Annotated in this window: 9 protein-coding genes; 6 read left to right on the top strand and 3 right to left on the bottom strand. The window is 35.1% G+C overall.

The window, feature by feature from the left end; genetic code table 11:
* Positions 1-130: 130 nt before the first annotated feature.
* A complete protein-coding gene (locus tag KF896_04375) occupies positions 131-4,432 on the bottom strand; it encodes a S8 family serine peptidase (protein ID MBX3042934.1) in 4,302 nt (1,433 codons plus the stop codon).
* A gap of 201 nt (positions 4,433-4,633) precedes the next feature.
* Here KF896_04375 and KF896_04370 point away from each other — a divergent pair, with 201 nt between their 5' ends.
* On the top strand, positions 4,634-7,336 hold the full coding sequence (locus KF896_04370) for a valine--tRNA ligase (protein ID MBX3042933.1): 2,703 nt from the start codon (positions 4,634-4,636) through the stop codon (positions 7,334-7,336).
* Between the two features lie 190 nt (positions 7,337-7,526).
* Here the strand turns inward: KF896_04370 and KF896_04365 are convergent, their stop codons facing one another.
* Complete coding sequence (locus tag KF896_04365) at positions 7,527-8,015, bottom strand: hypothetical protein (GenBank protein MBX3042932.1); 489 nt, start codon at positions 8,013-8,015, stop codon at positions 7,527-7,529.
* A 25-nt stretch (positions 8,016-8,040) separates the two neighbouring features.
* Entirely contained in the window at positions 8,041-10,935 is a 2,895-nt protein-coding gene (locus KF896_04360) for a T9SS type A sorting domain-containing protein (protein MBX3042931.1), read from the bottom strand.
* A 346-nt stretch (positions 10,936-11,281) separates the two neighbouring features.
* On the opposite strand from KF896_04360, the gene KF896_04355 reads away from it, so the two are divergent.
* The 5 genes from KF896_04355 (at position 11,282) to KF896_04335 (ending at position 24,951) form a co-directional block, all read left to right on the top strand.
* Complete coding sequence (locus KF896_04355; GenBank protein ID MBX3042930.1) at positions 11,282-16,282, top strand: choice-of-anchor D domain-containing protein; 5,001 nt, start codon at positions 11,282-11,284, stop codon at positions 16,280-16,282.
* A 265-nt stretch (positions 16,283-16,547) separates the two neighbouring features.
* Complete coding sequence (locus KF896_04350) at positions 16,548-20,162, top strand: WD40 repeat domain-containing protein (protein MBX3042929.1); 3,615 nt, start codon at positions 16,548-16,550, stop codon at positions 20,160-20,162.
* A gap of 26 nt (positions 20,163-20,188) precedes the next feature.
* Entirely contained in the window at positions 20,189-22,156 is a 1,968-nt protein-coding gene (locus tag KF896_04345; protein MBX3042928.1) for a hypothetical protein, read from the top strand.
* Positions 22,157-22,277: 121 nt separating this feature from the next.
* Entirely contained in the window at positions 22,278-23,273 is a 996-nt protein-coding gene (locus tag KF896_04340) for a DHH family phosphoesterase (protein MBX3042927.1), read from the top strand.
* A gap of 181 nt (positions 23,274-23,454) precedes the next feature.
* Complete coding sequence (locus KF896_04335) at positions 23,455-24,951, top strand: SLC13/DASS family transporter (GenBank protein MBX3042926.1); 1,497 nt, start codon at positions 23,455-23,457, stop codon at positions 24,949-24,951.
* Positions 24,952-24,956: the final 5 nt, after the last annotated feature.

The raw sequence follows: 24,956 nt of genomic DNA, 5'->3' as shown, positions 1-24,956 counted from the left end.
AAATAAAACAACTCTGGTTGTAATCGGGTTTTTCCACCGGATATAGCGGTTAGAGGTTTGTTGATATACACTTTTTTTAAATGGATTATTCATTTAAGAAAAGAACTCACTTCATTATTTTTGGACTTGACTATGGTAGTATTACAAATTTACCTTTCTCTTCAAACACGTTTAAACCCTCGGAATTTTCTCCGGCAACCTTGAAAAGATAAATTCCTGTTGGAAGTAAGTTGCCGTTTCTGTCACGTCCGTCCCATTCGACACCGCCATTACCGTCAGTTTCTACTAAAGTAAGTAATTCTGATCCGTCTAATGTCATGATAGTAACCGTAGCTCTATTAGTCAGATTTGCGAAATATATTTCAGGATTTTCAGATTGTCGGATAGGATTTGGATAAATGAAAACATCTCTCAAATTGTCTTTTGAAATAACAAAACCAAGTGTATTTCCTGCACCTTTAGTCATTTCGTTGCCTGAAGCAGCGATAATATTATTTGCAGTTATAGTATAGTTTCTGCCTCGAGCTCCCTGATTTCTGATTTCCTGTGAGAGATTCAAAAGTACATATTGATTGTCAGTTTGGTCAACTTCTGCATATAAAACTCGTCCAATAGGATTCATTTTGTAATTTTCTGCAATTTCGGCTGAAGTTGTTTCAACTTTTTCTGAAAATTTAATTCTTAGAAGCGTCTCAGATGCAAATTCAAGACTTAGAAGATATAATTCAGGCTGCTCAATTGGCACAAAATATTCAAAAATAATTTCGCTTTCCCGAACAGGATTATTGAAATAATCGCTGAATCTAAAGTTTCTGAGAGAGTAATTGCCTTGTAAAAATTTCTTATCAAATGTCAGAATCAAATTACTGTCATTGCTTATTATTGCTGATTTGCAGTTGCTAAAAATTACACCATCCGAATCAAAAATTCTAAAATATTCAGGCGCAAGACTGTTTCTACTTAGTCTTCCGGATAAGCTTAGATTTATACTTTCGTCGCTCAAAATCTTAATTGAATTTGGTTTGGTTTCAGGTGTAGTAATTATTTCGACTATTTCACTGAAATCACTGATTTCGTTTGGAAGATTTGAATTATAACAAGCCAGTACAAATTCGTAGTATGAATTTGCAGATAATCCATCAAGTAATATTTCAGTTCCGCTTGTTCTTGCCTGCTCGATTGCCTGTGGTGGATTTGAACTTCTGTCCACAAAAAACAGAACATATTCCTCGGCATTTTCAATTTCATCCCATTTAAAAAATGCTGAAGTCTGACTTTCTGCCCAACCTTCAAAATTCTTTGGCGAATGAGGACCGTTGAAATTTACATCAAATTCAAAAAATGATGTATTGGAAAATGTCGAAATGCCTATTTCATTAACTCCGTTTCCATCAAAATCATGAATTACAGCGGTATTCGATAAAGTAGTTGGATAGTACCAAAATGGCTTCATATTACTATTTGTTGAATCCCAAGTCCAAACATATAAATTTGGGAATGCCGAAAGTACGATTTCATCTTTTCCGTCCATGTTCAGATCGCCGAAAGAGGCTCCATTCCTGAAAAACACTCCTTGCCGGGTTGCACCTAACCTGACACCATAGATATTATCGCTCCAAAATTCTTTTTCGTAAGAGTCGGGAGCGGTTGAACGTAACAATCGAACAGTCCAAAGTGGCGTTCCGACCTCATTTTCATTAAATAATTTAACACTTCCGGCATAAGCATGCATAATTTCCGGTTTTCCATCGCCGTCAATATCAGGCTTTTCTATATATTGAGAACTGCTTGCCACAGAATTAGAGTCAACAAACTCAAGATTCAAAGTGCCATTATTAAATTCATATATGAATAAATGTCCTCGTGTATTTGCAAAGACTAATTCATACCTTCCATCGCCGTCGAAATCAGCTATTGCTGAGCCACGTGACAAAGCCACCTGATTTAAAGTTCCGGGAAGAATGGCGCGTGTTAGTAATCTGTAATTGCCATTTATAAATTTGTAAACAGCATAATAATTTAGCAAATTTAAATCAAATTTATATCCAATCAGCTCATCAATACCGTCACCGTCTATATCGAATATTTGCTCAGCCCAGAAGGTTGAGTCTATAGGACTCCGGTATAATTCCTTTTCAAAAGGATTATTCCCGTAAATATTTGCTTGCTTGATGGTGCTTAAACCATCAGATGTACCAAAAATTTCAGGAATTCCATCACCGTTTGAATCGCCAATTCCTGCAGCAATCCAACCTTCACGGGATGTGTCCTTAAGTTTGAAAGAGTTATTATCAAATTCATAAATTGCTGCATCACCTATAAATAAACCGCTGAGGTCATTTATTGCAAGATGCTTTTTGCCGTTATTATAAAGGTCTTCTACCTGATTGAGCAAGTATGTTCTTGGTAATGTATAATTCTTCCTCACAAAATTTGCAGTATTAAAAACATCATTTTTCTTCATAAAATTGAAATTTCTCTTCGTGCTGTCTCCTGAACTTGTAAAAAATATTGCTTCTGCCGAATACTCAATTTCAGACTCGATGTCATCCCCCAAGACTACTGTGTGATATCTTGAATTAAAGTCAAATTGCCTTGTTACTCGGAATTGTTCTTCACCGGACTTTCCATATCTAACTATGAGGTTACATTTTCTATCTGTAGAAGCACCTAAAATAACTACTCTTTTATCGTTATAATAAGCATTTTCGACATTAAAACTTGATACAATTAAAGGTGAATTATCGTTAGTAATGTTAAGATATATTCTTCTTTCAATAATATTTGTGTTTTTTTGATAAACTCTGAGTGACAAGGTATGAATTCCGTTTCTCAAACCTACTAAATTGATTGTACCAAGCTCACTACCAATTACCTGAGAAAATTGTTTTTCTGTTTTAACTACCCATTGAGAAGGCATAATTCCCTCTCCAATTGCTAAATCGAAACTTTCGAATAAGCTTGATGCAGCTGTACCAGTGATTGATATTTCAGGATTTGTGGAAATATTTATATATTGTTCATTTTTTGGATAGTTAATTTCAAATACTGAACTGCCGCTTGCAATCACAGCATTTCCTATATCAAGAATTCCTGCACCATAGAAAACATCCCAAACGGGATTATTTATTCTTTGGGCTGACATCTGGATTATTCCACGAACTTCGGCAGGTGAGAGGTTGGGATTTTTTTCAAGAATAAGTGCCGCCGCAGCAGATACTGCCGGTGCAGCAAGTGATGTACCATTTGTAACTTTGTAGCCACCACCGACATCAGTTGTTAGAATATTTTGTGAAGGTGCAACAATATCCAGCATAGAGCCATAGTTAGCTCTACCTGCTCTAACAAGCCCTTCATCAATGCCACCGACTGATATTACTTCAGGATGGTCGCTTGGATAATGCTGATTATTCCAGCCATTATTCCCTGAAGAAGAAATCATAACACAGCCCATTGAGTATGCAAATTTGATAGCGTCATGTACTATCGGCGATTCATTCCTTTCCCCGAAGCTGAAATTCAGGACTTTAGCACCGTTTAAAACTGCGTAAACAATAGCTCTTGCAATATCATCAGACTCTGCATTACCGGTTATATCAAATGCTTTGGCTGTCAAGATTTTCGAGTTAAAAGCAATACCCGCTATTCCTATTGAATTGTTCCGTGTTGAGCTCATAACTCCGGCAACAAGCGTACCGTGTTCACCTTGGTCATCGGGTATAGGGTCAGGATTTGAAAAGTCACCGAAATTAGCAAAATCCTGGTCAACAAAATCAAATCCTATTACATCATCAATAAATCCATTACCATCATCATCTATGCCATTCAAATCACCGAAAACTCCATTACGCTGCTCTGTATGTGGCCATGGTTCAAAAGTACCGTTCCCGTTCAAATCTTCTTTTGAATTAATCCATAAATTGTCTTTCAAATCAGGATGATTAAAATCAATTCCTGTATCAATCAATCCGATTATGACGCCCTCGCCTGTTGATGTTCGCCAAGCCTTTTCGGTATTTACAGCCTGAATCCACCATAATTGATTATAAAGTGAATCATTCGGTTTTAAATCGTCTTTATGAATTTTGAATATGTAGTTTGGCTCTAAACTTATAAAATTTTCATCGTTGCCAAGCAATTCATATACTTTTGCCAATTTGCTGAAATCACCTGCAGGAATCAGATAAAAACTTCCAAGTTCAGAAATAGCTTCCATTTGATTGGCATTTAGCAAAATTTCGCTATCTTTATTTTTAGTCATATCATTGAAATTTATCGCAGGTTTTTGATTTATTCCAATTTTTGAAAGCTCGCTACTGAGTTTTGTTGGATTTCCTTTATACTTAATTAAGTAAGAATTAAATTCCTGACCAAAAGCCGAAATCTCGCATAACATTCCAATTATAATGTACAGAATTAATGTATTTTTCATAGGTTATTCAGTTGTTTTATTATTAATTTCTAAGACGGATATTATGAAATTGTGTTGAAATTTAATTTGAGAATAATAATTATTCAAATTTTAATTTACAATTTTAGTTGAAGAAAATTTTCATAATAATGCTGAAATTTGCAGAAATATTGCTATTTTGCAAATTATTATTTTGCAAAATTACTAAAAGTTTGATTATTTATGTCAATAGAATTTCCAAAAGCATATTCACCACAAAATTCAGAAAGTAAATTTTATGAAGAGTGGATAAATAAAGGATTGTTTAATACAGACGAAATGTCTGATAATCCTGCATACAGCATACTTATGCCACCTCCGAATATAACCGGTATATTACATTTCGGACATATTTTAAACTTGACAATACAGGATTTATACATCAGACGTAAAAGACAGGATGGATTTGAATCATGCTGGTTTCCTGGAACTGATCATGCAGGAATTGCTACTCAGGCAAGGCTTGAAACTGAACTCCGAAAAGAAGGACTCAGCCGATATGATTTAGGCAGAGAAAAATTTGTTGAGCGAATTTGGAAGTGGCGTGAAAAATATGGTGGAATTATTCTTGACCAGAAAAGAAAACTTGGTATTTCGCCTGACTGGGACAGAACCATTTTTACAATGGACGAAGCTCCAAGTAATGCTGTAAACGAAGTATTCATCAGACTTTTTGACGAAGGTTTGATTTATCGTGGCAAAAGGATTATTAACTGGTCTCCAATGGGAATGACTGCTCTTTCAGATGAAGAAGTAGAATTTTGTGAGGTGAAAGAACATCTCTATACAATGAGATATTATTATGAAGATGGTTCTGGCTATCTGATGGTTGCTACCGTCAGACCTGAAACAATATTTGGTGATACCGCTGTTGCAGTAAATCCAAATGATGAAAGATATAAGCACCTGATTGGCAGTAAAGTTCGCGTACCGCTTTGTGGAAGACTTGTTGAGGTTATAGCTGATGAATATGCTGACCCTGCTTTCGGAACAGGTTGCGTAAAAATCACTCCTGCACATGACCCAAATGACTTCTTAGTCGGAGAAAGACATAATCTGGAGATAATCAATTCAATAAATCCTGACGGCACTTTAAACGATTTTGCCGGTGAATTTGCCGGACAAGAAAGATTTGAAGCAAGGAAGAAAATTGTTGATAAATTGAAAGAAAAAGATTTAATAGAGAAAATTGAAGAATATACCCATAATGTTGGTTTTTCACAGCGTGGGGGAGAGCCGGTTGAGCCCTATTTAAGTGACCAGTGGTTTGTCAAGATGAAGCCTCTTACCGAAAAGGCTCTTCAGGCAGTTCAGGATGGCAGAATTCAATTCCATCCAAATCATTGGGTTAAGACCTACGAGCATTGGCTTACAAATATCAAGGATTGGTGCATATCCCGTCAATTATGGTGGGGACACAGAATACCGGTTTATTATACCGAAGACGGCAGATTTACTGCTGCAAACTCTCCTGAAGATGCAAGGAAAAAGCTTGGGCTTGATGCCGTTGTGACATTAAGACGTGATGAAGATGTACTTGATACATGGTTTTCATCGTGGCTATGGCCCCTGACGACAATGGGTTGGCTTGCAGACGGTACAAATGAGGAAAGCCCCTTACTCAGTAAATTCTTGCCTTCAGATTTGCTCGTTACTGCACCCGATATTATATTTTTCTGGGTTGCAAGAATGATAATGGCTACTCTCCATTTCAAAAATGAGATTCCATTTAAGAATGTTTATTTCACGAGTTTGATTCGTGACGGGCAGGGGAGAAAATTATCCAAATCACTTGGAAATTCTCCTGACCCGCTGAACGTGATTGATAAATACGGAGCTGATGCTGTAAGGTTTACAATGGTTTATATGTCTCCATTGGGTCAGGATGTAAGAATGGATGTTAATGTCGAAACTCAGGATATTCCTTCAATCGAAATAGGAAGAAATTTCTGTAATAAAATCTGGAATGCAGGCAGATTTCTAATAATGAAACGAGACCAAATTTCTGAAGAATTCAATATTAAATCTGATGATATATTAATTTTTGATGAATTAACTCTTTCGGATAAATGGATTTTTTCCAGATTGAATACTGCTATTGAAAATATTAATTTTGCTCTTGATAATTTCAAAGTCAATGATTATTCAAAAATACTCTATGATTTTATATGGCGTGACTTCTGCGACTGGTATGTCGAAATTATTAAAATTCAGTCAAATCAAAGCAATGACGGTGCATATAAGGTCAGACTTTTGAATACAGCTATTGGTATTTATGAAAATATTTTACAACTTATTCATCCGATTATGCCATTTATAAGTGAGGAAATTTGGTACTTACTTGCCGATAGAAAGCAAAGTATTTCTAAATCTTCATCACCAAAATTAAATTCTGAATTGATTAATCAGGATATAGAAACAGGGTTTGAACTCTTGCAAAGTATAATCGAAGAAATTCGCAAATTGCGATCTACAGCGAATATTCCACCTTCTAAAAAAGTTCCGCTTTCAATTAATCTCAAAAATGAAGCGGCACTTGAATTTATTAATAATCAAAAAAATGTAATCGAGCTTTTATCGAAATGCACTGACTTGAATGCTGGCATAGATATTCAAAAGCCCGAACCTGCTCTTAGTGGAGTTGTTCGCGAAAATGAAATATATCTCGCAATTGGTGACTTAATTGATATAGAAGCCGAAAAAAATAGACTTAATAAGGAAATTGAGCGACTTAAAAATTTAATTTCCAGCACAGAAAAGAAGCTGTCAAATGAAAAATTTGTTACTAATGCTGCTCCGGAAATTGTTAATAATGAACGTGAGAAATTAGCAAACCTTACAAATTCCTTAGAAGTTGTCAAAGGTAATCTTGATGGATTAGGCTGATATATAGATTAGTAATTTGTTTTGGTTGGCTGCAATATTCGATTTATTATATAAGATTGAGCGAAGTTAAAGAATATATTTTCCAAATATTTATATTTTTCAACTTCGCTCAGCGTAACAATATGTTTTTCCGAAATCGAGACTATCAGCATCGGATATTATTTTCAGTTTGGATTAAAAACTGAGTAGTTTAACCCATTGATTCAATTAACCTTTGTATTTGCTTAGTACTTATCATCTCTCTCAAACTTAAATCCAAATCTTTTGCTATAGAATTAAGAGCTGAATTTTCATCATCGGAAATGTTATGCTCAAAAAAACTACCTGACGAGTCTGCAACAAAATATCCTAAAGCTATAAGTGATTTCTTAAAATTGAGAGCTTCTTCTCTATCAATTTTTCTATCCAATAGAGCGGAAATATATCGCAAACCTTCTCTGTCTCCAAGTCCTGACAAACTTCTTTTCTCTTCGAGAATACCAATTACCGGAAGTTCAACGAATAATTCATTCAATAATTCACTATTGAACTTTCGAATATTTTTAAGGAATGTCTCAATTGCTGTGACTTCCTTTTTGTCAATTTTACCATCAATGTCTGCAATGTAATTAAATACACGTATAACCGATAGTTTGAGATTTTCAATCTCATCGGTTGAAAACTTTTCCATTAGACTCATTTCAAACTCCTAAAATAATTTGGAACTATTTATTTATGAATAATATCTTTCTGATTTTTTGTCCGTTATCGTTAGTAATTTCGACAAAATAAGAGCCGCTGGCAAAGTTTGGTAAATCAATTGTAATATCCTGAGAATTATCTGAAATATAATCCAGTATTTGCAAACCATGGATACTAAAAATCTTGACTCGGGAAAATTCACCATTTCCGGAAATAATTTTTACATAATCCTGAGCAGGATTAGGAAATACACGAATTGATTCAGAGAACATTTCGTCACTTACCGATACTGATTTCTGACCAATAACAACATCATCCAAATACCAGCCGTTGCCGTTTCTGAATGTATTTGATTCAAAAAGTAGTCTGACAAATACTCTTTGGGCTGATTCCATATTCGGAATTAACAACCTTTCAAATTTCCAATCGCTGTTGGAAACTGAATTATTGCTCCAATCAGGGTACATATTTCGGTTGTATTTTGCAAGAGGCTGCCAGCTTTTCATATCATCATACGAAATTTCAATTAAAGCAGAATCATCTGCAGGAACTGAGCAAATGTGCATAAATGTCATGAATAAATCATCTTTTTCCGGCATTGCAACCGGTAAAAAAATCAATGTATCAAACTGCAGATTTCCGTGCTGCCGGAAAGGGGCATTACTAATTGATTTTGAGCCTACAGCAGCAACTTCATCAGTTACTTCCCAATCACCGGAAATAAAATAATATGGTAGTGGAATTGATTCAAAGTCTTCTCTGACTGATTCAACACTGGACCCTGTGAATACTGCTTTAGGAAGGCTTAACTCGCTTACAGTTTCTTCTTGCAATATATCAAAAAAGTCACTTATGCCGGCTTTGTAGCTGTAAAAACCAAGTTCGGCAGGATTGTCAGAAAATTGAATAGTTTTGCCTGTGTCCTGTGGCGTTAAAGTAATAGACCCGATTGCAGTTTTATTTCTGTAAACTTTTGCAGATTTGAGATTTACAATTGGAGTTATACTATCTGTTCTCAAAGTCGGCAATTTAATTTCCATAGAAACATTATTGCTTAAATTACCTTCAATTGTCACAATAGATGGAGCATTTGGCTGCTTAGAACCACCCGGATAGGCAATTAATTCACGGACAATACTTGAATCTTTTCCGGCAACTGCATAAATCTGATACTCGTACATTTTAAAAGGCTCAACATCAGTATCACTGAATTTGTCTTCATTCCCATCCAGAGTTGCGATGATTCTATTATCCCTCATTAGCTTGTGCACAAAATCTTCAGGCTTAAGTTCTTGTCCGAAAGCTCTTTTAGTTGGAGGTTCCCATGAAAAATTTAGCTCAAGCGGATTAGCAAAATCCGAGATATTTTCAAAGTTGTCAGGGGGTTCAGGTGCTCTTATATTTATGATTGCTGTAAAAATATCACTATCCGAAATATTGAAAACAGCATTTCGCATATCCACCCATGACGGATAAATTATACCATCATAGAATGCACTTCCGCTGTAATCTCCTGCAAATGACCTACCTGAAAAAGGATTGAGTCTTAGGTCGCTTTGAGTATCAGATACTCTTCTGTCAATCCAGGTATTGCCTCCATCGCTTGAATAGCTGACATAACACTCAACCATAATATTTTCAGCGTCATTCCGACTATCAAGATACATTATGCTAAGGTCACCATTAAGTGGGTCAATACTCATCCACTGCCAGAACTGGTCATTTGTTGTATCCGAATGAACAATCACAGGATTTGACCAGGATTCGCCTTCATCAGTTGATTTTGAAAAATAGACATTTGGATAATTATCACCTGACCAGCAAAGATAAAGAGTTCCTCGTCTTGGACCGTCAGTAATATCGGTAATCAAAACCGGATAGGTTTCAGCTCTGACGACTTCTTTGACAGTGTGTCTGTATCCACCCTGACCGGTCAGAAACCGAGTTTCACCGAAGATGTTATATCGGTGGATTATTCTTGGATCTGTAAAAGTTTTGCCACCATCGTAAGATTTTGAAAATCCTACGCCATGTTCTATCCCATGATTCCAAACAATATAAAGCTCTCCTTTCGGACCGGTCGAAGCAAGCGGGAAGCTTTGTCCGTAAGTTGTATCTTCACTCGAACCGGGAAGGCGGTGGCTTACGTTTACCGGTTCAGACCAGCTTTCACCTAAATCTGTTGATTTAGATATCACAATTTGAGTTGCAGAATCCCTTGGTGTCACTCTTTTCCATGGGACATAAACATGTCTGTGGTAAGGCGATTGAAGAGAGTTATCTACCTGCACATAATATTTGTCTTCAAAAGTGGAATCCATTGTTTGATTACCCAAATGTATAATTACCGGAATGTGGGCTTTCCAAGTAACACCTTCGTCGGTTGTTTTAGCAATGAATACTCCATTTTCTCCAACTAAACCGGCATCAGAATTTAGTACATCACCAAACCCGCCATAGCATAAGTAACCGACACCTTCAGTATCAAAATATACTGACGGGTCATTTGTAGAACGCCAGTTTGGATATGGTTTTCCAAGGTTGAGATTTCTCCATGTTAAACCGCCGTCGCTCGATACATAGACCCATGTAGATGAGTTTGCCCGATAATCAACAGCGGAAGCGATTAAATTGTTTGGATTTTTAGGATTAACAGCAATTGATGATTCATTCTGCATCTTATTTGGTTCTGAAGCCAATTCATCAATTGTTGCATCAACATTCAGAAATTTTGGCAGTTTTTTTTCTTTAGATAAAAAAGCATCGCCAATTTCAATTTTCTTAACAGTTTCAGGAAGTGGATGAGCAGCTTTCATATATCTCTTAAAAGCCTCTTTTGCTCGGCGGTGCTCTTCTGCAGAATCCGCAAAAAGTGGTATAATTGCCAATAATATAAAAAGAGTAACAAGTTTTTTCATATCTTCATTCCAAATTACCAATACTAAAGATTTAAATTTAACAAAAATATCTAATTAATGCAAATTATATTTAGAATGAACGATTTAATTCCATTAAATTATACAAATATTATTCAGAAGTCCATTTTAATCAATTTTAAAAATTTTCAAATTAATCAGAATATTGACCTAAATCCAATATAATTTATAAAATATTTGTAAAATTGAAAAAAAAATGACTTAAGTTCAATATTTGTTAAGAAAATTACAAGAATAAAACAATTAAATCGTAATTTTGTAAAGTAGTTTATTATTGTATTAAAGAAAAGAATTTTTTAATTTGATGGTGCAATCAGGGGATTAAAATATGGGCAAGATATTTACAATAGCATCACTCTGGATAATGTTAAGTCTGACCCTAAAGTCACAGGTTTTAACAGTATTCAATATTGATGCAAGCAACTTTCCTCTTATGCGTGCAAACTTTTATATGTTTGATGCTGATGGAAATTATATAACCAATTTTTCAGATGAAGACTTTACTGTAACTGAAAATGGAGTAACAAGAGATATTTTTAGTGTATCTTGTCCTGATGTAAAGCCTGCAAGAGCACTTTCATCAGTATTAGTTATGGATGCCTCCGGTTCGATGGGTGGAATAAACATTCAACTTGCCAAAGCTGGTGCCAGGTCATTTATAACAGGTGTACGAAATAACAGAACTGAAATAGCGATAACTGCATTTGATGAAAAGAATCATCTTGTGACGGGATTTACAAATAACAAAGAAAGTTTACTCAAAGGTGTGGACGGTATTTTTTATAATAAGTACGGGTGGACTAATTATAATGCCGGTTTCATCGAACCTCAGCATGGTTCTTTGATTATGTTGAGACCTAAAGCAAACAAAAAAGTTATCGTATTTCTTTCTGATGGAAAGCCCACTACAGAAACACTAATTGATGAAATCTTGCTTGGAGCATCTGAGCAGGAGGCAACTATTTACTCTGTTGCCATTAGAATGAGTATTCAGAAAGAAATGAGAGAACTTGCAGAAAAATCTGGCGGAAAATGGTTTGATAATATTCGTACAGAAGAGCAGGCAAACAATATTTATAAAGAAATTTTAGAGCTTGAACAGGGCGAAGACTCTCCTTGTACTATAGAATGGTTAAGCGAAACAGTTTGCGAACCGATTGATATTGCTCTCAGTATTTCAATCAATCGATTTGGAAGGACATTTAGTACTACTTATCCAGCTCCTCCCAATTCAATAGCAAAATTATTAATTGAGCCGAGTTCAATTAATTTTGGTGGTATCCGACCTAATGTAAGAAAAGATACAATTGTTGAAGTTACAGCAATAAACAGTGACTTTGATGTTGCAGATATTTTACGAAGCAATAATGCTTTTACTGTCAATCCGACTAAATTTTCACTGAAAGCAGGTGAATCAAGGACAGTTACCGTTAGTTTTATTCCTCGTGACAGTGCGTATACTTATGGTGAATTAAATGTTCAAAATGAAAAATGTCCTGAAATAATGTACTTAAGTGGTGGCTGGCCCGGAAAACCGCCTCCGAAGCCAACTTTAAAAGTTGTTCATCCAAACGGTGGCGAGGTGTTTGTAGTTGGTTCTGATACTGTAATAACATGGGAAGGAATCACTCCACTCGATACTGTAATGATTGAATATACAACTGACGGAGGTAATAATTGGGATGTGATTACAAATTTGGCTACAGGTCTTAAATATGATTGGAATAACATACCAAGAACACCAAGTGACCAATGTCTTGTTAGGGTTACTCAGCAAAGTTTCGCCGGATTTGAGGAGACTGCAATTAGCGGAGGAAGCACGGGACTTGATATATCAAGAAGAATCGTTAAAGATAATGCCGTAAATTTAATAATTGTCGGGTATTTTTCAGCATCATTTTCAATAGGCAACAGATTTTTACAGAATCGTGGCGGTTCAGATATTTTTGTTTTGAAATTTAATAATAACGGTAATCTGATTTGGGCACGAGCTTTTGGAAGTGCAGGAAATGATTATGGAAAAGATGTTGCAATTGATGAAAATGATAATATTTATTTCACAGGCGAATACAGCCGCAGAATTACTTTCAGCAATCAATATATTTTGGATAGCAGAGGCGACTTAGATGTTTTTATCGCTAAAATGGATGCGAACGGAAATTTGCAATGGGCTCGGAGTGCCGGTGGTAAAGGACGTGACTTTAGTGGAGGAATTGCAGTAGATAGATATGGTAATTCTACAATTACAGGTGCTTTTTATGGCAATGCTCAATTTGCTTATGAAGACCTTACAAGCGGAGAGAGTTACGATGCATACATTGCAAAATATAATACTGCCGGATTATTGCAATGGGTTATCAAGGGCTCAGGTCCGGGCAATATCATCGGCAGAGACATAACCGATGACAACTTTGGTAATACTATCGTTGTAGGTGATTACAGGCTTAGCGCACAATTTGGCAATCAGATTATTACAAGCTCCGGTGAAGAAGATATTTTTATAGCGAAAGTTAATCCTGATGGTTTAGTTCAATGGGCACGCAGTGCAGGTGGAGTTGGGGTTGACTATGGTTTAGCAGTTAGCTCTGATGGCTTTGGTAGTCCGGTTATTGCCGGTGGTTTCAAAGGAATTGCTCGTTTCGGTTCACAAATTTTAGCAAGCCGTGATTTTGATGCATTTGTAGCAAAATTAGATCAACAAGGGGAATTTCTGTGGGCACGTAATTTGGGTAGCAATACTGAGGATATGGCATTAGGTGTAACATCAGATTATGATGGGGCAGTTGCTTTAACAGGATATTTTAACGGAAATGCAACTTTTGGCTATACTCAGATAAGCAGCCGGGGTGGGAGAGATGTTTTCACGTCGAGATATTCTGCAAGAGGCGATCATTTATGGACAAGAAATGCTGGGAGCTCTGAAGATGATACCGGTTATGGTATAACATTTGACCAAGCCGGAAATGTAGTTTCGACAGGTAGCTTTAAGAGTGTGTCAGAATTTGGAACAAGGTCACTTACAAGCCGTGGGTCAGATGACCTCTTCCTATGGAGAATTAAGTTTGATATGCTTCAGTCTGATGTATCAGATGCTCATTTTTCAATTGTAATGCCTGTACCTGCATCTCAGAATGTTGATATGAGACAAGTGATGGTTGGCTCTGTAAAAGATTCATTAATCGAAAATTATATTCGTAATACAGGCAGCTACGAATTTCAGGTTGATACAATATATTTCAAGGGTGCAGATGCCGATGCTTTCGATATTGTTTCCGGTTTACCTAAATATATTGTTGAACCTCAAAGTTCAATGTATACCGAATTTAGATTCAAACCAAAAAGGATTGGTTCTCATAATGCTGAAATAGTTATTGTTACTCAATCCGATACACTCTATCATACTATTCGTGGCACTGGAGTTCAACCACTTGTGCAGGTTATAAACCCATTCATTGATTTTGGTATTATTCAAGTTGGTGATACAAAAGACACTATTCAGGTGCAAACTATAAGAAATATCGGCAATATGACTCTTTATGTACTTGAAACCAGACATGCAAAGCCTAATGATACTGATTTTACAACGATTTCAGGCGCCGGACCATTCCAGCTCAAACCCGGTGAAGAGAAACTTATGGATTTAAGGTTTTTCGCTCGTGAAGCTGGTATGACAGGCGGTAATCTTGAATTTCACTACGATGGACCGGGTAGCCCGGCGGTTATTCAATTATTTGGATTGGGAGTAGATTTAAGCCCGCGAATTTTATTCGATTATTTAAAAATGGATGATTTGGTGTGTGAGTCAAGTTCTATCGGTAAGATTGAGCTAACAAATACCGGAATTAATCCATTGTTAATTGATGAAATATCTATTCATGGTGCTGACAGTCAAGATTTTATGGTTTTAACAAGTTCTCCGATAACAATACAGCAAAACGATGTAATTGAGTTTGATATACTGTTCCAGCCTAATAGTCCTGGTGAGAAAAATGCTGAAATATTTATTAAGTCAAATTCAGCTTCAAATTCGGAATTAATTATACCAATTTTTGCAAGGAAAGATAGTGTTAGTATTAAGCCCGAACTGAACTATATTGATTTAGGATTTATATGTCCGGGTGAGGAAAAAGATACAGTACTTATTATTAATAATCGCGGTACAATCTATTCTGATGTTGTAATAGTTTCTTCAGATAAATTTGAATTATCGTCAAATATCTTTGGCATTAGTCCAAATCAACAGCAGCCTATTCAATTAAAACTAAAATCTTCTCAAAATGAAGAGTTTATTTCAGAAATTATTACTGTCAAAGATGCAATCTGTGGCTATGAGTATAATATTAATATTACTGCACATATAAAGAACCCTGAGTTAAAAGTTGAAGACATTACGATTAATTCATTTGTAGGTCAGTTTAGAGATGGAATTATAATACTTGATAATTCAGGAATTCGCGATATAACTATATTATCTATTAACAACATAATTCCACCATTTGAAGTAGAAAATTCTATTTTTCCAATTAAAATTTCATCAGGTACTTATTTTGAACTACCTGTCAGATATACACCCAAAGAAGTTGGAGAAATAATTATTGATCCTATTTTTGAAGTTGAAGAATGCAGTAGGTTATTTACGTCAAAAATAAAAGGTATTGCAGGCTCCGTTGGTGCTGTTATAGAAATACCTGATATATCAGCTTTTTCCGGCGAAACAGTAATCGTTCCACTAAAAATTAATAATGCTGTAAATCTTGCTGAATCAGGTATAACCGGATTTGATATCAAAATTAAGTTTAACCGTACACTTCTTGCTCCAAAAGGAATTGCTGCAGTTGAGATTGACGATGACTATGCAGAAATTGAAATTAAAAATATTCCACTTTCACAAGGAAACATTCTTGGTAATATCAATTTTACAGCCGGTTTGGGCGATGCTGAGAGCACTTTACTTGAGATTACAGAAATTAAAACATTAGGTGCTGATGCTAATATCCAAAAAATTGATGGTGTATTTAATTTACTTGGTATCTGCCAGGAGGGTGGGACAAGATTGTTCAATCCTCATGGAACTGCAGGTATCAATAGTATAAGCCCGAATCCTGCTGAATCTGAAATTAATGTCGTATTGAATTTGATAGAAATTAGTAAAACTGATGTTGTTATTTTCAATCCTTTAGGAGAAGTAATACAATCATTTTCATTTGAAAACACAACAGGTTTAAAAGAGTTAAATATTAATCTTTCGGAATTCAGCAGCGGAATCTATTTTATTCAAATGATTTCTCCAACTGTAACTGATATTAAATCATTTATTGTTGTTAAATAAGGTATTAAATGCAGCAATTGTGATTAGGAAATTTCATTTTGATTCAAAATAGTTGATTCAAAGGTTATATGTCAAGCCCCATAATGATACAATGTTAAAAGTTGGGGCTTTTTTTTTAAATTTCTTCTATCGGAGTATTTAGTATATAATGTATTTATGTTATTATTAAATAAATTTTAAATTTAGAAAAAAATCTGTAACTAAATGATATTTGATAGCGTCTATATGTGCATATAAAATTTTACAAAGTCGAAAAAGTTTTTTTATGCATAGACTACTATTTTTACTGATTTTTTTCTCTGCGTCTTGGATAGTATCTTATTCACAGGTTAATATAAATTTACAGAATGTGCCTCCACTGTTTAATGTAAATACAGAGGATTTCCCGTTAATACGAATAAATGTCAATGTTACAGACGGTGGCAATTTTGTTGCGCTTACTCAAAAGGATTTTTATATCCTTGAAGAATCAATGGTTTGTGAGCCACTTGAAGTCACACCGCTACAGGGTGGATGGCAGACTATAACTTATTATACTAAACTTTATGACTTTACCAAAAACAGCGAATATAATGCTCAGCTTTTAACCTTGTACAAAAACCTTCCTTACAGAATAAATCTCAGGGGTAGAATGGAATGGCTTCCTATACTTACGGTAATTGCAGGTATTAATAATCAACAGATAAGAAATGCCAGCTGGCCTATTGTGCAGCCGGGTAATTCGATACCTTTTCAAATTAAGCTTAACGGCTATTTACAGAACTCCAGAACATTTCAGCAAATTCCAATTAAAATTGATTCATTAACAACTCAAACACCAATATTCATAATTGACTGGCTTGGTCCTGAAATAGGCGAAAAGCGTCAGCCACCTGCTGAAATTGCTGCGGGTATTGATTACCTTGTCAATATCAGATTTACTCCATTGGAAAATATATACTATCAGGATATACTTACAATTCATTTCAATAATGGTATGAAACGAAATATTCCACTTTATGGTAATTCATTCAAAGTGGCTATTGAAAAGTTATTAGTACTTACCGAACCTAAGCCGGGTACAGTGCTTTCACCATGTCAGGATGTAACTATTAAATGGCAGGGTCACGATCCGAATAATCCGGTCGAAATCTATTACAGTACTAATGCCGGTCTTGATTGGAAGATGATTGATGTTGTTATAGACTCAACTTATACCTGGCGACTTCCTAATATTGAAAATCGCTTTTTTAGATTCAGAGTTCGACAGGATTTTCAAAATAGTAAAGAGGAAATTCTCAGCGAGGACAGATTACCGGTTTTTGCCGTAAATTATAATTATCCAGGGACAAAGCTATCTTCTATAAACTCAATGGGTAAGGTGCTTACTTGGAATTTAGCAACAGGTGGTAAATCTGAAATATTAAATCGTCAATTTATAGAAGAAAATGATGAATTTTCTGAACAAAGGTTTTATTCTTTTGGCATCGAATATACTGCAAAAGATGACAAATTTTATGTTGGATACCGCAATTTTACCTTGCCTTTCTTTATGCAGAATGATACAATCGCTGTATTCAATTCCGCTGAAATAAATCCTGTAAAGAAAATACCTTTGCCGCAAGGATTCAGAGTTAGAAATACTAAGAGTGACAGACTTAAAAAATATGTTGCAGTTTTTCCGGAATACGGCTCAAGAATATTACAATATTCGATGGAAACAGATGAACTATTACGAGAGATAAATTTCGAATCTCCGATTATGGATATTGCGTTCAATTCAAATTCTGATTCTGCTGCTGTTCTTCTGATAAATGGCAGGGTTAAACTCGTTAGATTGGATGAATTTACAGTCTTTGATGAGTTGTATTTTAATAATTTTCCCAATTTTCTGAATATTGCTTATTCTCCAAACGGAAGATTTTTATCACTCGGAACTCAAGCAGATAATTCTGGCTTAAGAACAAACGTTTATTTAGTGGATATAGAATCCAAAAAAATCGCACGCGTTTTTGACCCATCAGCAGGAAATCCTGTCGCACTCTATTTTAATCCGACTTCTACATCCCTTGTAGTCGGTTCTGAAACTGACAAGCAAATCGCAATGTATGACTTAACCACAAATCAAAATAGCTCAAATATGTTTGGACATTCAGGTATTATGACTGATATGAAGATGTCTCCATCAGGGTTTTCGATAGTATCCACATCTAATGCATTTATTGATAATATAGTATATCGCACATTTACATATCCACAAGAAGACCAAAGTGCGGGAAATTTAATTCTTGAACTGCCAAAAATTACTGACGAAGTTGTAAGAATTGATGATACATATCAAGGGACATTTAATCTGCATAATATAACTTCAATATGTAATATTGGACGCTCAATGGCTGATATTCAGGATGCTTATTTCCAAAACTCTGTAAATTTCAGGATGCCGGCAGAATGGAAACGGGATACTGCTTTTGCAACCGAATGTCTTAATTTTGATATAGTCTATAATCCTCTTGATACAGGCATTGTCAGTGATACTTTGATATTAATTCATTGTTCGAAACAGTATAAAATACCATTTGAAACTTACTCGATTCCGCGTACATTAACTTTGCTTAATGATGGTTTTGATTTTGGAGATGTTTGTATTGGTGATACTGTCAGAAGGGAATTTCCTCTATTTAGAAATGACGACCCCGTCCCTTTAATCGTAAATTATACTTTATTATCTGATAATGAGGATGCATACTTCGGTAACAGAAGGCTTATAAGGGATACAGTTCTTGAACCCGGAGAAATATTTATTGTTGATATAATGTATGTACCTAGTGAACTCGGCCTGCATGAAGCAGAAATATTTATTCATCATTCAAATCAGGTCAGAATTTTCAAGACATCAAAAATCAGAGGTCGCGGAATTGGTTCATTTGTTGATATTTCTCATGAAACATTAAGATTTATTCCTGAAATACCTGTAAGGGGACTATTGCTTAAAAATTCCGGTTTGACTGATGTATTCTTTGAGAATTTCAGAACCTCAGAGCCAAATGTATTTGAAGTATTGACTCCCGGAGGTTTTAATTTAAAGCCCGGCGAGGAGACATTAATTGAAATTCGTTGGAATACTGTTGATGAGAGTCAGGGGCAGCTTATAATTGATGCAAACCCTTGTCTTGTTCAGAGATTTATCAATCTTGATTTTTATCGCGGCTCTAGTGTTTTCACACTTCCAACTGTTGTGACCGAAGCTTACAACGAAGATGTAAGAATTCCGGTAATATACAGCAATTCTGAAAATGGTCATTACGCAGGTGTTCGTAAATTTGTCGGTGAATTCACTGTGAATTCCAAAATATTCCTGCCCGTCGAAATTATGACAAAATTCAACAGGGGAGAGCTCTTAAGCAATACAGTTCAAAATGGTTTACGAACATTTACTATCGAAGTGGAAGGTGACTTTGATAAAAGCGATACCTTAGCTGTCATTAAAGGTGTTGCAGGTCTTACAGATACTGACAGGTCACTTCTTATAATGACTGAAAATTCCGTTTGGAGTAAATTTGTAACAACTGTAAGGGATACTGGTGAAATCATAATTGATGGAATTTGTGAAGATAGATACATTGTTTCGAGAAATGCAATTATCGGAGAAATGCTTGTAATACCAAATCCCGCAGTAGTAGCGGCAAAAATCAGATTTGAATTATTAGAAAATGCCGAAATTAAATGTGAGATTATTGACAACACAGGCAACGTTACAATGATTTGTGATGATTTCAATGGCATAGTTGGTGATAATATTCTTGATTTAAATCTCGCAAAATTTGGCACAGGAAATTATAAAATCAGATTAAGCTCCCAAAATGACTTCTCTGTAATCAATTTAATTATTTTAAGATAACGAACATAGAAAGATAAAACATAATAATGAATAAATCAGCTTTAATTATAATCGGTATTATTTTAATAAGTAATTCGGCTTTTTCAAATCCTTACAGTGAATATATACTGAAAGGTGCAGTAAATCTAAACGGTAATTTGTATAGTTCAGATTTCAATCAAATTGGGGGTTACAAAAACTGTTGTCCTAAATATGAGTCTGCTTTTGGTATTGCACCCTCAATATATCTTGGCGGGGAAATCCGAAATGTGTTCAATCTGTTCGGATATGATATTAATTACTCGCTAATGCTTGGTTATAATGATTTATCAGCTGCTTATTCAATTAATCAATACATAGGTAATGACTTAGGCGTTGATTCGTATGAGCGGATTCTTGTTGACCATATGCTCGACATAACTTATCCTTTGCTTAATACAGAACATTCTTTTTGGTTTAATCCTTCAAATAAACTTCCTTTGGGTGTTAAGCTTGGCTTTAATGTTGGTATTCCGTTATCAAAAGAATTCTTTCAACGTGAAGTACTGCTTTCACCACAGGATGTGACCTTCCCCGATGGTACGCGGGATTTTAATTCAGCAAGAGCTGATATTCCGGAATCTTCAGCGATATTTGCCGCTTTGAGTATAGGTGGAAGATACCCTGTCTATAAATTTTCCGATTATGAAGTATTTGCTAACGCTTCTTTCAATTATGGATTAACTCAGCTGGCTTCTAATCTTGATTTGAATATAAATCAAGTTACTCTCGGAATAGCTCTTCATTACAATATTAAAAAGCCTGAACCTCCAAGACCTCTGGCGCCACCTGCACCCGAGCCGCCCGCTCCGCAACCTCCACCCCTGGCTCGTAAACCTGAGATGAAATTATTGACTGATTTTGATTACAATAAAGTAAATTCAGGTGATACTCTTAAAGTTACTATAAACAAGTTTGAATATATTACTTACGCATCTCTTATGCCGGTGCTGATTTTTGAGAGAAACTCAACCAAGACAGTTCCGATTGGCAGTATTTCGAACAAACTTTCAGACTTATATGACGGAAATTTTAAATCTTATGAAAAACTCGATTTTCCAAATAATTATCCTAAGATAATTGCTGAGCATATTAGTTTTTACCCTGACACGAAATTCAAAATTGTTGCACAAACAGAAGATGAGGATATCGCCATTCTTAAAAAACGTTTAGACATTGTATCCAAAAATTTAACAGATGCCGGTATTGCAAATAAATTGTTTACTACAGAAACAAGAACAATCAAAAATCAAAAACACAATAATGAATATCTGACCGAAGAAGCGCGAAAAGTATATTTTGACTTCTCAACTGACGGAGGCATGATTGAGGTAAAAGTATCAAGCGAAGAACTTATGTATAATTTCAATAAAGTTATGGCAATCACACCTATATTTTTTGCTGAAGATACTGCATCGTTCAAGGGCACTACCATACTTAACGGTGAAAATGAGACATCACTAACAATGGGTACAAATCAATTTGTTTTTTCTTCCGGTATGTTTGTCAGTCCCCAGAATAAGCCGAATACTTTTGAAATTAGTGCAGAAGTAAAAGACTCTGAAGGCAATGTTGCTGTAGCTAAGTCAGCGTTTTATCTCACACACGATGAAAAACTAATCAGAAGCTATATTAACTTGAATAAATCCGATAAAAATGCTGAAATTGAAGAATTTATTTTAGGTTATACAACATTTGATAAAGCAGATTTCTATTTAGTTAATTCATTTGCACTTGATTATATAAGAAGTAAGTCTTTCGAGGGAAGAATAATTGAGATTATACCTCTTACAGATAATATCGGAACTGATGACTATAACCGAAATCTGGCACTCAAACGAGCTGCGGAAGCCCGTAAGCTGATTGCTAATCCCAACGGCAGATTTGAAGTAGTATTTCCTGAAAGTGAGATTTTCTCAAATGATACTCCATACGGTCGAATGATGAACAGGTCTGTTATTATTCGAATTAGATAGTGTCCTCTTATATTTTTTGCCGGAATGAGATGTTAATTTGATTAATGATTTTGCCGGCTTATAACACTTTAGTCTAATATTTTCCGTCTTTTTCCTAATTACATAAATCGGTAAATAGTAAATGAATATCAATGAAGTTTTACTTATTGTCAAAGATAAAATTGAAAAATCAAGATATATAATTATCTCTACTCATACAAATCCTGATGGAGATGCAATCGGTTCTGAAATTGCACTCAGGAATTTGGTGAAACACCTTGGTAAAAAGGTTTACATAATTAATGACAGTCCAACACCGGATAATTTAAAATTCCTTGATACTGAAAATTCAATACTTCATTTTGATAAATCAAGAGATATCCAACATTTTTACTCCGCTGACTTGATAATAATTGTTGATCTCAACGACCCCAAAAGACTAAAATCAGTTCAGGAACCGGTTTCAAACAGTCGAGCTTTCAAAATAGTAATTGACCATCATATTGAGCCCCAGAAATTTGCTGACCTTTATGCTATTAATACAGAAGAAACATCAACAGGGCAGATGATTTTTAATTTGATAAGGATTTTTGAAAATTTTATCATTGACTCTCAGACTGCATCTGCAATTTATGCAGCGATAATGACTGATACTGGCAGTTTCAGATTCCCTGGAACAAATCAAGAAACTCATATTACAATTGGAAAATTAATTGAGTGCGGTGCTGATCCGGTTAGTATTTATGATAATATTTATAACACAGGATCGCTTGCTGCCACACATATCTTAGGTGAAGCTCTTAGAAATATTAAATTGTATATTGATGGAAAAATGTCTCTAATGATGATAACTGATGATATGTTCCGAAGTACAGGAGCAAAGAATGAAGATATTGATAACTTTGTTGAGAAAACCCTTGCTCTCAAAGGAATTCAGTTGGGTGTTCTAATTTCTAATATGCCTTCTAAAAATGAAATTCGTGTATCTTTCCGCTCAAAAGGCGTTATCTCGGCGCGACAATTAGCTGCTAAATTTGGTGGTGGTGGACATTTTCATGCAGCAGGCGCACGACTTTTCGACATGAGTCTTGATGATGCAAAGTCAAAAATAATAGAAGAAGCAGCTAAGTTGTTTTAATATATATGATTTATATTTTGCTTGTTTGAAATATTAACTCTCGGATTTTATGGTGGGGAAATTTTGAATTTTCATATTTGTCACCTCGTTTAAAACATCTGCAAATTCATTTCGTTCACAATTTTTATTTAAAACCGAATTTGTAAGATATTTATTTGACTTATCAATAAAGTTGAAATACGTGAAAACCAACAAAATAATTGCAAACTCAAAGCCGATTGGATTTTTTTCAGGGCTGATTTTATTTATACTGCTTCTGATTTTTCCAATTAGTTCACAACATCCAACAGAATCATTAATGGCTGCTGTAGCAGTACTTATGATTATATGGTGGATTACTGAAGCACTACCGCTTGGTGTAACTTCACTTGTACCGATAGTTGCAATGCCTTTTTTGGGGCTTATAGCAGGAAATGACATAGCCAGAGAATATTTCAACAGCACGATTTTAATATTCTTAGGCGGATTCTTAATCGCACTTTCGATGCAAAAGTGGATGCTTCATAAACGAATTTCTCTTATAATCATAAAATTATTGGGTACGAGCAATACCGGGATTGTACTTGGATTTATGACTGCTTCTGCTGTACTTTCGATGTTTATATCAAATGTTGCAACAACAGTGATGCTTCTTCCAATTGGTATGGCTTTTATCTATGAGCTTGAGGAAGAATACGGTGCACCGGCGGTGAAAACATTTGCAGTGAGCATAATGCTTGGAATTGCTTACGCTTCATCAATTGGAGGTATAGGTACTCTTATAGGAACAGCTCCAAATCTTATTTTCCAACGTGTTTACGAAATGAGTTTTCCCGAACTTCCTAAAATCACTTTTGCTAATTGGTTGATTTTCGGTTTGCCTGTTACGATAACAATGCTTTTTTTTACATGGTTTTTGCTTTCTAAAGTATTATTTAAGCCTCATACTGCCCTGCAAATAGATAGAAAAATTATTCAGGAACAGCTCTTAAAATTAGGGAAGATAAGTTATGAGGAAAAAATTGTTTTATTTGTTTTTTTAACTACTGTGCTTCTATGGCTTTTCAGAACTCCAATTGACCTCGATTTTATAGTAATTTCCGGATGGTCTGAATTAATGCCTAATCAAGGTTTTATTGATGACGGTACAGTGGCGATTTTATCAGGATTGATATTATTTATACTTCCATCCAAGTTTAAGGATAATAATAAAAGAAGTAAACTGCTTGACATTGATGTGCTTGCTAAAGTCCCCTGGGAAGTGATTTTAATTTTCGGCGGTGGTTTTGCTCTTGCAAAAGGCTTTACTGATTCCGGGCTTTCAATACTGATTGGCAATAATATTAATAATATACATGATTTGCCGCCTTTTGTAATGATTGCTTCAATATCAACATCTCTTACATTTCTAACTGAGATGACATCAAATACGGCAACAACAAATGCAATATTGCCACTATTGGCTTCAATATCTAAATCCAATAATATTAACCCCTTAATTTTAATGTTGCCTGCAACTCTTTCGGCATCATTTGCTTTCATGTTACCTGTTGGAACACCACCAAATGCAATTGTTTACGGCTCAGGAAAAATTCTCATTGCAGATATGATAAAAGCAGGAATAATTTTGAATATCACCGGAATTCTAATAATTTCAATATACATGATTATAGTTATAAACTATTTAGCATTTATTTGAGAAAA

It is taken from the genome of Ignavibacteriota bacterium (assembly GCA_019637995.1).
Classification (GTDB): Bacteria; Bacteroidota; Ignavibacteria; order Kapaibacteriales; family UBA2268; genus JANJTB01.
The sequence above is the reverse complement of the archived record's forward strand: the minus strand, read 5'-3'. Positions and strand labels throughout refer to the sequence as shown.

What these genes read in the sequence shown, in the direction of transcription:
- KF896_04345 (MBX3042928.1), top strand. Translation starts at nt 20,189, where the DNA reads ATGAATAAATCAGCTTTAATTATAATCGGTATTATTTTAATAAGTAAT.
- KF896_04340 (MBX3042927.1), top strand. Translation starts at nt 22,278, where the DNA reads ATGAATATCAATGAAGTTTTACTTATTGTCAAAGATAAAATTGAAAAA.
- KF896_04375 (MBX3042934.1), bottom strand. Translation starts at nt 4,432, where the DNA reads ATGAAAAATACATTAATTCTGTACATTATAATTGGAATGTTATGCGAG.
- KF896_04355 (MBX3042930.1), top strand. Translation starts at nt 11,282, where the DNA reads ATGGGCAAGATATTTACAATAGCATCACTCTGGATAATGTTAAGTCTG.
- KF896_04350 (MBX3042929.1), top strand. Translation starts at nt 16,548, where the DNA reads ATGCATAGACTACTATTTTTACTGATTTTTTTCTCTGCGTCTTGGATA.
- KF896_04370 (MBX3042933.1), top strand. Translation starts at nt 4,634, where the DNA reads ATGTCAATAGAATTTCCAAAAGCATATTCACCACAAAATTCAGAAAGT.
- KF896_04365 (MBX3042932.1), bottom strand. Translation starts at nt 8,015, where the DNA reads ATGAGTCTAATGGAAAAGTTTTCAACCGATGAGATTGAAAATCTCAAA.
- KF896_04360 (MBX3042931.1), bottom strand. Translation starts at nt 10,935, where the DNA reads ATGAAAAAACTTGTTACTCTTTTTATATTATTGGCAATTATACCACTT.